Source organism: Streptomyces sp. IBSNAI002 (assembly GCF_052244475.1).
GTDB lineage: Bacteria > Actinomycetota > Actinomycetes > Streptomycetales > Streptomycetaceae > Streptomyces.
In genome coordinates this window covers 155,934-167,822 of the sequence record NZ_JBQPXG010000005.1, presented here as the reverse complement: position 1 = coordinate 167,822, position 11,889 = coordinate 155,934, and the positions used below count along the sequence as shown (strand labels likewise).

10 protein-coding genes and 1 pseudogene are annotated in these 11,889 nt (G+C 69.3%); 2 read left to right on the top strand and 9 right to left on the bottom strand.

The window, feature by feature from the left end; all coding sequences use genetic code 11:
- Window positions 1-389 precede the first annotated feature (389 nt).
- A complete protein-coding gene (locus ACTVZO_RS42565) occupies window positions 390-806 on the top strand; it encodes a hypothetical protein (RefSeq protein WP_443303971.1) in 417 nt (138 codons plus the stop codon).
- Window positions 807-1,003: 197 nt separating this feature from the next.
- Here ACTVZO_RS42565 and ACTVZO_RS42560 read toward each other — a convergent pair whose 3' ends face one another.
- From ACTVZO_RS42560 to ACTVZO_RS42540, 5 genes are all read right to left on the bottom strand, one after another.
- Window positions 1,004-1,576: a GNAT family N-acetyltransferase gene (locus tag ACTVZO_RS42560; RefSeq protein ID WP_443303970.1), complete on the bottom strand. Its 573-nt coding sequence runs from the start codon at window positions 1,574-1,576 to the stop codon at window positions 1,004-1,006.
- A gap of 403 nt (window positions 1,577-1,979) precedes the next feature.
- Window positions 1,980-3,848, bottom strand: a complete 1,869-nt coding sequence (locus tag ACTVZO_RS42555) for a hypothetical protein (protein ID WP_443303969.1) — start codon at window positions 3,846-3,848, stop codon at window positions 1,980-1,982.
- A gap of 169 nt (window positions 3,849-4,017) precedes the next feature.
- A complete protein-coding gene (locus tag ACTVZO_RS42550) occupies window positions 4,018-4,359 on the bottom strand; it encodes a hypothetical protein (protein ID WP_443303968.1) in 342 nt (113 codons plus the stop codon).
- A gap of 177 nt (window positions 4,360-4,536) precedes the next feature.
- Window positions 4,537-5,757, bottom strand: coding sequence for a ParB/RepB/Spo0J family partition protein (locus ACTVZO_RS42545; RefSeq protein WP_443303967.1), 1,221 nt, complete (start codon window positions 5,755-5,757; stop codon window positions 4,537-4,539).
- Entirely contained in the window at window positions 5,754-6,914 is a 1,161-nt protein-coding gene (locus tag ACTVZO_RS42540) for a ParA family protein (RefSeq protein WP_443303966.1), read from the bottom strand. Before ACTVZO_RS42540 ends, ACTVZO_RS42545 begins: the two co-directional genes overlap by 4 nt.
- Before the next feature lie 138 nt (window positions 6,915-7,052).
- Between ACTVZO_RS42540 and ACTVZO_RS42535 the strand changes: the two are divergent.
- Window positions 7,053-7,193, top strand: a pseudogene (locus ACTVZO_RS42535) (IS5/IS1182 family transposase); the annotation flags it as partial.
- Window positions 7,194-7,287: 94 nt separating this feature from the next.
- On the opposite strand, the gene ACTVZO_RS42530 reads toward ACTVZO_RS42535, so the two are convergent.
- From ACTVZO_RS42530 to ACTVZO_RS42515, 4 genes are all read right to left on the bottom strand, one after another.
- Window positions 7,288-8,397 carry an SGNH/GDSL hydrolase family protein gene (locus tag ACTVZO_RS42530; protein ID WP_443303965.1) on the bottom strand — a complete coding sequence of 370 codons (1,110 nt, stop codon included), beginning with the start codon at window positions 8,395-8,397 and terminating at the stop codon, window positions 7,288-7,290.
- Window positions 8,398-8,856: 459 nt separating this feature from the next.
- Window positions 8,857-9,750, bottom strand: coding sequence for a hypothetical protein (locus tag ACTVZO_RS42525; protein WP_443303964.1), 894 nt, complete (start codon window positions 9,748-9,750; stop codon window positions 8,857-8,859).
- Between the two features lie 259 nt (window positions 9,751-10,009).
- The gene (locus ACTVZO_RS42520) at window positions 10,010-10,414 is read right to left on the bottom strand and encodes a hypothetical protein (RefSeq protein ID WP_443296338.1); all 405 of its coding nucleotides are present in this window, start codon (window positions 10,412-10,414) and stop codon (window positions 10,010-10,012) included.
- Entirely contained in the window at window positions 10,411-11,259 is an 849-nt protein-coding gene (locus ACTVZO_RS42515; protein ID WP_443296339.1) for an IS5 family transposase, read from the bottom strand. Before ACTVZO_RS42515 ends, ACTVZO_RS42520 begins: the two co-directional genes overlap by 4 nt.
- Window positions 11,260-11,889: the final 630 nt, after the last annotated feature.

The following is an 11,889-nucleotide window of genomic DNA, read 5'->3' as shown; positions in this document are numbered from 1 at the left end:
CCGCAGAGACCCGGAAGATCCGCTCCCGACTTTTGTCCGCGGACAAAAGTCGGCTTCCCTGGCGAGACTGCCCCGACTGCGCCTGCCGCCGTCCTCGTCGACGCGCTGGACGGAAGCATGCACATGGTGCGCGGGCAGTTCTGTGTCGACGGACTGGCATGGCCGCGTGCACTGCGCCCTGGGGGGCAGTGCCGATGGACGTTCGCAGACCTGCCTATGGATGATTTCGGCTGTTTAAGGGCGAGTAGAGGATTTCGGTCTTTTTGCTGCACACGTGGCTACTTCACGCTCTAGCAGGGTCCGTGGGCTGCTGATTGGCTTCTTCTGACGGAGATGGTGTGCCACTCGGTTGGCCCGGCGCCCACGTTCGTCAGAGGAGAGGAAGAGCCATGCGCAAGCTTTTGATGTTGATGGTGGTGGCCTTGATGGCGTCCATCGGTTTCGCCGCGCCGGCGCAAGCCGCCCCCGTGTCCGTGCCCTTCAACTTTGCCTACGGCAACAGCACCGCCGCCGGAACGATCAACTTCACCGACGGGTACACCGCCAGCGTGTCCGGCGTCGTCCACGCCGCGAGCGGCGGACGTCAGGTCTGCGCCACCGGGTTCAACGGCGACGTGGTGTCGGACACCACCCGCTGCAGCCCGTGGGCGTACGCGGGCGGGCCGAACCAGCCATGGAGCGGATCACTGCGGATTCCGCGCCCGGGTGGCGTCGTGGAGGTCTACATCCTGATGTACGACGAGAACGACACCATGCTCGCCGGCGTGGTCTGTACCCGCCGCGGCTGTTCGCGGCTGGATATCTGAGCCGGCCTCTCCGGTTGCGGCAGCCCTACCCGGTGGCCGGCCCCGGAGTCGCGCAACGGCACGTGGGTGTCAGACGAAGTCGAAGATGTCCGGGGCGGGGCCCGGCCGGATGCTGTGGGACGCAGCCACTGTGCGGAGCGGACTACCGACGTGCGGTTCCATCCTTGGGGCGGGGCCAGGCGATGCTCCACTCGGCACTAGCGGCCGGCCGTCGACGTGGCCGTCGGGGCCCACTCGCGGCGGAGGAGGCCGAAGACCCAGGAGTCGGAGACATCGCCGTTGACGACGCAGTCCTCGCGGAGAGTGCCTTCGCGGACGAATCCGAGCTTCTCCAGGACCCGGGCGGATGACACGTTGCGGGTGTCAGTCTCCGCTTGGACGCGGTTCAAGTCCAGGGTGTCGAACGCCCACCGCAGGACGGCGTGCGCGGTCTCCGTGGCATAGCCGTGGCCCCACGCGGCGGCGTCGAAGACGTAGCCCAGGGATGCGCTGCGGAAGTCCGGGTTCCAACTGGTCAGGCCGCACCAGCCGATGAACGCGCCGTCGGAGACGCGGTCGACGGCCAACCGCGCTCCCGTGCCTTCCTCCTCGATCGTCCGGCACGTCCCGATGAAGCGCTGGGCTCGGATCGGCTCGGTCCACGGCGGGGAGTCCCAGTAACGCAGCACGCGGATGCTGCTGTGCAGCGCGTAGAGCGGCGCCGCGTCGGCGTCCGTGAACGGCCGGAGTCGCAGGCGGGCGGTGTGGAGCTCGGGCGTGGGCAATGTCATGCAGAGCATCCTGCCGCGTCACGCTCGCCCCCGACCATCCGTTTATCCGGACGGTCGGGGGCGCGTACGTCCCTGGTGACGCCGGACGCGCCTCATGGGCGGTGGGCCCTCGTCTTCTGCCGACGAGTCCCTATCCGGGACTCCAGCAACCGCTGCCACCGGACCATCGAAGCGGTGCCAGAACCGGAACTCGTGAACAAAGGAACGCGCTCCTCAACCCCAACAAAAGCAAGAGGCGCACTGGTCGCGGCACCCCCTAGTCGACGGACCATCCCCTGTTCGATGGCGACGAGCTACGTTCCGACGGCAGACCTGAGCGGTGAGGGACGTCCTCTCCATCAGCATCCGACTTTTGTCCGCGGACAAAAGTCGGGGCTGGTTGGTAACCGCGCGCCCAGCCTGCCTAGCCGGCCGAGAGGAGGCGCCAAGCCAGGGTGCGGAGCTCCTCGTCCGGGTGGGTGTCCTCGTTGAGGGGCGTGTTGCTGAGCAGGCGGAGCGGCGAGAAGGCGAAGGCGCGCAGCGTGGGGCGGAGCTCTTCGGGGAGCATGCCGATCGCGGCGAGGGCCTTCAGGGCGCTGAGGCCGACCGGGCTGGCGGAGACCAGTTCCGCGAGGACGGGGACGGCGTTGGCGGGAGTACCGGTGATGGCGTGGTGTGCTGCGGCGGCCGCCGTGCGGGTCCAGGCGTGCCGGGCGGTCAGCAGGGGTTCGATGGACGACAGCAAGGGGGCGGCGGCGGGGCCGAGCGGTATGAGGCTGTGCAGGTACCAGTGGGTCGGGCCCGGGCCGAGCAGCAGGTCCTCGAATGTGTGGAGCGCGAGCTCGGTCTCGCCGGTCAAGCTGTGGTGCGCGACGGCGGCTGCCGAGCGGACTGAGGCGTCGGCGCTCCGGGCGGCCTCGGCGAGCAGGGTGATGGTGTCGGGCGTCGCGTTGGTGTCGTGGCCGAGCAGGCGGGCAGCCGCGACGGGGGCCCGGTTCGTGCGGAGGCAGGCGAGCAGCTCGGGTTGGGCTTGGCGGGCCTCGACACCGAGGGGGACCAGTGCCTCGATCAGGTCGGTCGCGGCGTTCCCGGTTGCTCCGGCTGCGAGCTCTCGGCGGATGACGGGGATGAGCAGGTCTCCTGCGGCCGGGAACGCTCGGGAGGCCATGCGCAGCGTCGTGGCGTCGGGATGGTCCAGTACCAGTTCCAGGGCGCGGGGGTCGCGGGTGCCCACCAGGGCGAGGAGCGCCGGTTCGGCGGTGTCCCCCTCTGCACGTCCGTAGTCGTACAACGTGTCGCGAAGCTGGGCGCCCGGCTGCGGCAAGTGCCCCGCCCGGGAGGCGATGGTGGACAGGGTGCGGGCGAGCGCAGGTGTCCCCTTGTGATGAGGGAGGGCATTCAGCAGCAGGTTCAGCACCTCCGGCTCCCGGTCGCGCCAGGTCTCCACGACCTCCCGGGCGAGCCAGGAGCCGCGGGAGTGGAGGTCCCCGGCCGCGATCCAGTCGGCGGCCACGGCGAGGCCGGCGTCCGGGTCCCGGGTCAGAAGGTCCGTGAGGTGCGCCTCCTGCGAGGGGGCGCCGGGCCAGGGGAAGCCGTCGTCTCCGGGGTCGGGTTCGGCACCGTCCTGGGCAAGGACCTCCACCAGCCGGTTCGCGTACGGAGGACCGGAGTGCTCGGCGGCGAACATGGCCGCGGCGAGCCTGACTTCGGGCAGGGGGCTTTCAAGGGGCTCTTCCATCTCCCGGCCGAGCAGGGCCAGGACGACCATCGCGTCCGCCCGGACTGCCGGCACGGGGTCGGACTCATACATGGCGTCGAGCACGGCCCCGACCGGAACGTGCAGGTCGGCCGGCAGCTGGTCGGCCACGGCGGCGGTCACGCGGAGGGCGGCCCGCCGTACCTCGCGCTCGGCGTCCGTCAGGCAGGGCAACAACTCCGGCAGGACCTGGGAGAGCTCCGCGCAGATCGCGGCGACCGAGCTGCCGTGCCAGTTCGGTGACTCGAAGTCCGCCTGGTCGTGGTCGGCGAGCGTGGCGAGCAGCATCAGCAGCTCGGCGCGTTTGACCGGGGCGTGGCGGACGGCATGGGCGAGGAAGGGGACGGCGGGTGCCGAGGCGGGGTAGACCGTTCCTTGGTGGTGGATGTTGCCGTAGAGCTCGTGGATCGCCTCGTCGGCCGCGGTTTCGTCGTCCTGGTACAGCGCCCTGATCAGCTCGGGAACGTCCTCGGCAGGGCCGTAGGCGTGGGTCAGGGTGTGCCACGGCACGGTGTCCAGTTCGGATGGAGATTTCATGGGTCCGCGCTCCTCAGCTGATCGAGTGCGCTGACCCTGGCGATCTCCACTGACATGGCCGGAGAGGGAGCCGGACACCCCTTCTGTTCCTGCCGTCGGAGAAGCCCGCTTCGGTCCCGACTTTTGTCCGCGGACAAAAGTCGGCCGCCTCCGTAGCGATGCCGGCGGGCTACTGTTCCGCGTCGAAGGGCTCGTCGTGCCACCGCCAGCCTGCGGTGCCGTCGCCGTGGATGTACAGCATGAACTCAGCGACCGGGCGGCCGTCGGGGAACGTCAGGGTGAGCGCACCGCGGATCCGGGTGTAGCAGGTGTCGGCCCGCTCCCAGTCCTCGTCGTCGACGGCCTGGTCTTGCTCGGCGAAGAGGGAACGGAACTCTTCGAAGCCGGGAAGGGCCTCGACTTCGGCATGCGTCCAGGGCATATCGGCACCGGTCACGGTCAGCCGGGCGATCTCCTGGTCTCCGTGGTGGAGCCGCCAGACACTGCCGGTGGCCATGTTCCAGTTCGTCATCGCCCCATGATGGCGATCACCGCTGACACCTGGGTGCCGGGGCATCCTGGCCCCCGCACAGGGTGCCCGTACGTCGGTGTGCGTCTCGTTCCCTCGCGCCGACTTTTGTCCGCGGACAAAAGTCGGGCCCACCGCGAACGGTTCGCGGTGGGCCCTCGGGTGCGGGGTCGGCAGCTGTCAGCTGCCCTCGTTGTCTTCGATCAGGAGCATCGTCAGCTCCTCGCGGTGCTTCGCCGACATGTTCGCGGCGATCGCCTCGTACACGGCCTTGGGGTCCTGCCATGGGACGGAGGTCGTCCCCGCTCCCCTGCCCTGGGGCGGGATGACGCCCTCCGGCTCACTCTCGTGAACCGGTGCCGCCGCTACGGGTGCCTGCGTGGTCGGCGCCGGTGCGGCTGCCTGCACGGACGGCTGCGCAGGGCGTACGGGCACCGGCTCGGCGACCGGCTCGGGCGGCTGCGGGGCCATCGGCAACGCGGCCTCGGGCTCCCGACTTTTGTCCGCGGACAAAAGTCGGGTCGGTTGAGGGGCGGGTGCCGGGGCTTGCGCCACTCCCCCGGCGGGGCTCGCCTCGGCAACCGCAGGCATCGGTGCGGACTCCTGCGCGTCGCGCAGGATCTCCCGCTGTACCGCCTTGACCTGGGCTTCCTGCTGCTTGGTCTCCTTCAGGAACGCCAGCAGCTCCCCCGCGCCCGCATCCGGCCGCTCCTTCGCCGTGCGGGCGAGGACCCGCCCGTCCCGCTCGGGCAGCTCCCCCGCGCTCAGCAGCGTCTGGATCTCCTCGGGGAGGTCCAGCAGCACCAGCTGGTTCGTCACCCAGGACGGCGACTTGCCGAGCCGCTCCGCCGCCCGCGACTTGGCGCCGTGTTCCCGGCCGCCCTCCTCCGCGCAGGTGTCGACGAGCTGCTGCACACCGCGCGCCCGCTCGATGACGTCGAAGTCCTCGCGTTCGAGGTTCTCGGCGAGGAGGTGGTCGATGAAGTCGGTGCGGGTGGCCGCGAGGTCGTCGCGTACGACGAAGTCCAGCGACTCGAGTCCTACGTGCAGGGCGCTGCGGAAGCGGCGCTCGCCGTTGATGAGGACGTACGCCGCCCCGCCGATGCGGGAGTCGTGCTCCGGCCACAGCGCGAGGTAGGCGCCGCGCGTGACGACGACGCACGCCGACAGCTGGGCCTGGCGCAGCTCCTCGCCGAAGCGGGTCATCTCCTCGTCCGTGCCGAAGTTGCGGCGCGGGTTGAGGGGAGTGGGGGAGACCTGGTCGAGGGGGGCCCGGATGAGTTCGTACGCCGGTACGTCGCCCTGCGCTATGGCCTTGGCCCGGCCGCGTTCGCTGCGGCCGCCGGTGCGGCGGGCGTTGCTGAAGGCGGCGCCGGTGCCGAGGAGGTCGCTCTTGCTCATGCCGCGATCCTCCGGGCGATCTCGCGCATGGCCTCGGACTGCTCGCACTCCGGGGCGTAGTGCAGCAGGGGCAGCTTCACGCGCACCGCTTCGCGCTGCTCCTTCAGGTCGGAGATGACGGTGATGACGGGCGGGTCACCGAACTCCTTCCAACTGTTGAGGGAGGAGGTGACGACGTAGCCCTTGCGGCTGTCGTAGAGGTTGACGACGAAGCCGAGCTGCGCGATCTCGATGTCGAGGTCGTCGATCAGGTCCTCGATCTGCTCGCTGAGCATGTCGTACGCGTCGGCGGAGGTGTCCTCGGCCTGTACGGGGACGATGATGCCGGAGGTCTTGTCCGCCTCGCCCTCGCGGGTGCGCGCGTAGTAGAGGGCGGTGTCCATGGTGTAGCCGAGGCTGGGCGGGCAGTCGACGACGATGTAGTCGAACTCCTTCTCCAGCTCCTCGAGGGCCTTCTCCAGGGCGGTTTCCTTCGTCCGGACGTGGCGGGTGGTGGCCAGCCGGGCGTCGAGGAGGAAGGCGTCCTTGCAGGAGGGGAGCAGGAAGAGGCGGCCGGCGAAGACCCCGTGCTCGATCGGTACGAGCAGCTCGCGCACCCGGCCTTCGATCTCGCCGAGCATGTGCTTGGCGAGGCTGGGCTCCTTGATGCCGAGCATCTCGGCGCCGAGGTGGCGGGTGAGGTGGCCCTGGGGGTCGAAGTCGATGACGCAGACGCGGGCGCCGGTCTCGGCGAGGGCCTGGGAGAGGCCGTTGCTGATGGCGCTCTTGCCGACGCCGCCCTTCTGGTTGCAGACCACGATCCGGCGGGCGCCCTCGTGGGAGGGCCGGCGGCGCCCGGTAGGGGAGGGGTGGGTGTCGAGCCACAGGCGGATGGACTGGGCGAGGCCCTGGTTGTAGGGGACCTCGCGGACCCGGCAGTCCTCCTTGAAGTCCCCGTACAGCCCGGTGGGGAGGTAGGTGGAGAAGGAGGAGGCGCCGGAGGTGTCCACGGCGGTGGCTGCGGAGGCGTCGGCACGCCAGGCGCGGACGCCCTCGGTGACGGCGTCCTGGATGTCCACGCCCAACTGGGCTGCGCGGACCTTGAGTTCCTGCCGCAGGGACGCGGGCAGCTTGGCGACTACCTTTTCCCTGACTTCCGGATCGTATGGAGCGGTCATGCGGGTACCTTACTAACCTTCGGGCGGGAAGGCGAAGAGGCACACCGAATCATGTTGCCGCTGTTTGCAGCGTGTTGTCCCGGATTGCCGCCTTACAGGTACGCGCGGAGAGGGAAGATCCAATCTCTGGCAGGGCCCGCGCTCATGCTCACCGGCGGCAACCGACTCGACGTCACCCAGCTCCTGCCCTTGCTGGATGAGGTCCCGCCGATCCGGGGCCTACAGGACCACCCCGCCGCAGACCCCGGCGGCTGCACGCCGACCGGGGCTACGACTGTGTGCTCGGCTGCCGGCGAGGCCTGTCACACCAGGTCCGGGCTCGTGCTCTCCCGCACTGCCGCGGCGTTTGTACCGCTCGGGCTGGGCCTTCCGGTCAGCGTTCGAGGAGGGCGATGCGGATGGCTCGTTCGACGTGGGCGGCGGTGTTGGCGTGGCCTTCGGCGTTGGGGTGGACGAGGGTGACGCGCTTGTTGATGGGAGCGCAGTTCAGCAGGGTGCCGGGGAGCTTGGAGGGCCAGTAGTCCTCGGCGTCGCCGCAGATTCCTTCGACCCACTTGGTGCCTGCGGGCTGGCAGGCGTCATGGCCCACGCTGGAGGAGTAGATGTCCACGTAGCGGTCGCCGAAGAACGATGTGACGCGCTGGATCGTGCTGTTCAGCGGTGTGAGGACCTCGTCGCGGAGCCAGTCGACGTCGGCGTGCTTGATAGCGCTCAGCTCGGTGAGGGCGAGGCGGTTGCAGGCAGTGCCCTCCTGCGGCAGGACGGCCGGATAGCCGACGGTGATCACCTTCGCGTTGGGTGCGGTCTCGTGCACCTTGGCCAGCATTTCGATGTACTCGTCCTGGACCCGGGCGAGCTTGTCCTGGATGCTTTCCTCCCCTTCAGGAGGACTGGTGTAGTGCTCGCGGCAGGACTTGCCGGGCGTCGCGCCCAGTTCGAGGCACTTCAGGAGCATGCCGCCGAAGGGCAGGCTGTTGCCGCCGACGCCGATGGTGACCACGTCGGTGTCGGCGTTGAGCTTCGCTCGCTGGATCTGCGGGTCCACCGCGGGCCAGCCACCGGTGGGGGGCTGGACCGGGCTGATCGGTGTCTGCTTGGTGTTGGCGATGTCGGCGATGGTGGCGTTGCCGCAGCTGACGTTGGTCAGGTGGACGTACTTGCCCGGCGGGAACTCGTCGAGCTCCCGCTCGACCACGCCGGGGTAGGCGTCGGAGGTTCGGTCGCAGCCGTCCCGCGACGCATCACCGAGCGGGGGTTGAGGGGTTCCGACGAACCCGCCGGCCGTGTACGAGTCACCCAGCGCGGCCCACTGGTACTGCTCGGCCGCACCAGCGGAGCCCGGGGGCACCAGCGCGGACACCGCCAGCGTGAGCCCCACGGCCAATGCCCCCGTCCGCAGGCGGGAGACCGGGCGGCGCATGGATTCCCCCGGACGGGCGGGCAGGGCGAGGGCTGCCAGTCGGCTCATGAACGTCGAACGCATCCACACTCTCCATTCACTCAAAGTAGTCAGACGACTACGGAGTGAAGGTAGGCGAGGGCATGTCATCGCCGGACGGGTGCGCCGGGTAAACCACCCGCCCGTATTGTCCTGAGGCTTGAGCCACGGCGAGTGCGCCGGGTGGCCTCCCCCTGGCAGCGGCAGGCGGTCGCGACTGCGCCGTTCAGGGGACCATCAGGCACCCAAGTGCCCTTACGGAAGGGCCCGAAAGCGCCGTGCGCCCCCGTGAGGGCCTGCGAGGTGCGACCGCACCCCATCACACCGGCGCCACGCTGTTCGGCCCTCCAGGGTGCCATTGTGAGGGCCGATTTTGGACTGAGGTGTCCGAAGATTCCGGTAACTGCGCCTTCGACTGTCAGCCCACCTCCGTGCCCACAGCACGCCGGGCGGCAGACGAACAGGCGAGGCCGACGGGCTCGTCCGCCGTCGAGCCTGTACCGACTACCCCGTCTGCTTGCGCAGCACGACCACTTCTCCCGCGTCCGGATCGCCCAGCAGTACGAACAGCTCCGGCCGCCCCTCCGTCCCCGCCACTTCCCACCTCAGCTCCGCTTCCTTGCAGTCGGGGACGGCCAGAGCCACGCCCGCCCGGCTCCCGTACTGCGCCTCCGCGGGCACCCACGTCCCGTGCCCCGAGCAGTGGTCCACCACCTCGAACCCGTCGTGGACCGGCAGCACCTTCGCCGAGGCCTCGCCCCCGGATCCAAGCTCCAGGACCGCGCCGTCACCCGCCCATTCGCCTACGTAGTCGGCGCGCTCGAGCACCGGCGGTTGGTACGCCGGAGCTGCGGCACCGAGGCAGAAGGTGGTGATCACCGCGGCCACGATCGGTGCCAGCGCATACCGCCGCACTGTCCGCCTGGGCACCTGCCGCATCCGTGCGAACACCGCCACCGCCACGGGAGGTATCCCGATCACCGCGATCCAGCAGAGCGTCGCACCGTACGAGCTGCCGTTGAGCAGACAGATCGGCATCGCGTAGCCGGCCGCGAGCATAACCAGTGCCGGCAGAACCCAGTACGAGGCGGACATCCGGGTGCGCACACCCGCGAGGTTCGAGAGCACCATCACCGGCGTAGTGAAGACAAAGCTGTGTACGTAGCCCAGCGCGAGCACGATGAACGGGCTCCCGAAGAACATGACGACCAGCCAGAAGAGTGCGGCGATGCCACCGCCGAAGCCTCTGTTATAGGGCTCTTCGGCGAGCGAGACCAGCCACGCGTACAACACGGCGCAAAAGAGCAACGCTCCTCCCACCATCTCCGCGCCGGGCGCGGTGGCACTCCAGGCGGTGTCGGTGGTCCGCTGTCTCGTTGTCCCGGTGCCATCACGCACGAAGACCCCCCAGTCCGTTCTTGAACATGTTCAAACAATGCGGACCATACACCTCTGCCCTCTCCCGTCGCACATCGGCTTCGATCGACCGAAAGAGGGAAGGGCGCCTTGGCTACCGCAGGGCTTGCCCCGGTCGCTGGGCAGCACAGCCCCGTCGGCCCCCTCAGCAACCAAATGCCTTGTGAGAGGGCGGTTCGCGACTTGATGTCCATTTCCGGGTGAGGATGGGGCAGGGCTGCTGGTCGCGGTGCTCGGTCGGCTACTGCTTCCTGGTGAAGCTGCCGGCATCGACCTCGGTGAGGACGTCGAGCTTGACCAGGCGTTTCAGCTTGGCGCGGGTACCCTCGATGTTCTTCGGCAGCAGTTCGTGGTCGAGGGCTTCGCAGATGTCCCGGGCCCGTAGCGGTCCGGTCGCGTCGTTGAAGACGCCGAGGATGCGGGGGTAGTCCGGGTGCTCGGGCAGGTCGGGTGAGTCGGCCCCGGCGGGGATCCGGTCCGCGAGGGCGGTGACGGTCTTCCGGGTGATCGCGAGGTGTTCGAGGTGGGTCTCGGCTTCCCGTAGCCGGCCCTGAAGTTCGGCGATCTGGGTGCGCAGGTCCTCGGCCAGGGACCGGGCAGCGTCCTGCTGGACGTCGAGCGCGTCGAGCAGGGGCTCGATGTTCACGCCGTCACCGCTTCCGCATCGCGCCAGGTGGGGGTGTTCGCGCCGGTCAGGCGGCGGGCCATGATGTGGGTCATGGCCCAGTAGACGCGTGAGGCGGAGGATGCCGGGCGGTGCTCGTAGTCGCGGACCAGGCGCCGGTGCAGTATCAGGACCCCGTAGGTCTGCTCGACCCTCCACCGCTTCGGCTGCGGCACGAACCCGATGTCCTGCGGGTTGCGTTCGACGATCTCAACGTCGATCCCGAGCGTGGTGCCGTGGGCGACCACGGCGGCCTTGAAGCCCTGGTCGACCAGGGCCTTCTCGACGGTTCCTGCGGTGTTCTCGGCGACCCGGTCGAGCAGGGCGATGCCGGCGGCGTTGTCATGCGCGCTCGCGGCGAGGACGATGACGGCGATGACCAGGCCGAGTACGTCCACGGCCAGTCCGCGCTTGCGGCCCGGGACCCGTTTCGCCGCGTCCCGGCCGGTCGTGGAGGCGGGGACCCCGGCGGCAACACGGACACTCTGCGTGTCCAGCACCACCAGGGTCGGGTCCTCTAATCGGCGGGCCTTCTCACGGACCTGGCAGCGCAGGAGTTCGTGGATGACCTCGTCGGTTCCGTCGTCCCGCCAGGCGGCGAAGTAGTAGTACGTCGCGCTCTTCGGCGGCAGATCGTGCGGGAGGTAGGCCCACTGGCAGCCCGTCCGGCTCTGGTAGAGGATCGAGTTCACGATCTCCCGCATGGCGTAGGCGCCCTGGTGGCCGCTGACCGAGCGGTGCCGATCCTTCCACGCCGTGATCACCGGCTCGATCAACGACCACTGCTCGTCCGATAAGTCACTCGGGTACGGCTTGCGTTCACTCACCCCGCCACCCCAACAGACCACCGGCTGCGGACCAGTGGATTCCGCCCGCACCCCACACCATCAGGCGACGACAGAATCACTCAAAGGGTCACGAACCGTCCTCTGAGACAGCTAAGTTCTTGTCCCCGGCCAACTGCGGACCGTTGATCCCAGGGGCCAGCCCCTGGACCCCGCCAGCGCCTGGCCGCGCTGGACCGGCCTTGGCATGGGGGGCTACTCGCCCCCCAGACCCCCTCGCCAGGCGCTAGGGCGCCCTGGACCCGCTCCCCCTCATGCCCTGCCCCGCCTCCCTGACGGTCGGCGGTGCACCCCTCGGGCGCTGGGCGCCCTCACTGGGCATGAGGGCCTGCAACGGCAGTGGGCTGGGCGGGACTTGGGCAGGGGTGGGGGACACCAGCCATGCCGTTGGGCTGGCGAATTCCGGGGTGAGGGTGTGTCGGCTGAGGTGTTGGGTCGTACAGGAGAGAGGACCCAGACACCTGGACTGTGCTACGAGGCGTCACAACCACAGGCAGCGTGTGCTCCAAAAAGAGGAGCAAGACGGTTGACCAAGGCCCGATCGCACGTTGCTCTTTAGTAAGAGAGCTCCGGGCGCGCACCCCCTCTGACCTGCATGTTTCCGGCGAGGTA

Excerpts from the sequence above, each read along its gene's own strand:
- ACTVZO_RS42540 (WP_443303966.1), bottom strand. The coding sequence starts at position 6,914 with ATGACCGCTCCATACGATCCGGAAGTCAGGGAAAAGGTAGTCGCCAAG.
- ACTVZO_RS42550 (WP_443303968.1), bottom strand. The coding sequence starts at position 4,359 with ATGACGAACTGGAACATGGCCACCGGCAGTGTCTGGCGGCTCCACCAC.
- ACTVZO_RS42555 (WP_443303969.1), bottom strand. The coding sequence starts at position 3,848 with ATGAAATCTCCATCCGAACTGGACACCGTGCCGTGGCACACCCTGACC.
- ACTVZO_RS42565 (WP_443303971.1), top strand. The coding sequence starts at position 390 with ATGCGCAAGCTTTTGATGTTGATGGTGGTGGCCTTGATGGCGTCCATC.
- ACTVZO_RS42560 (WP_443303970.1), bottom strand. The coding sequence starts at position 1,576 with ATGACATTGCCCACGCCCGAGCTCCACACCGCCCGCCTGCGACTCCGG.
- ACTVZO_RS42530 (WP_443303965.1), bottom strand. The coding sequence starts at position 8,397 with ATGCGTTCGACGTTCATGAGCCGACTGGCAGCCCTCGCCCTGCCCGCC.
- ACTVZO_RS42545 (WP_443303967.1), bottom strand. The coding sequence starts at position 5,757 with ATGAGCAAGAGCGACCTCCTCGGCACCGGCGCCGCCTTCAGCAACGCC.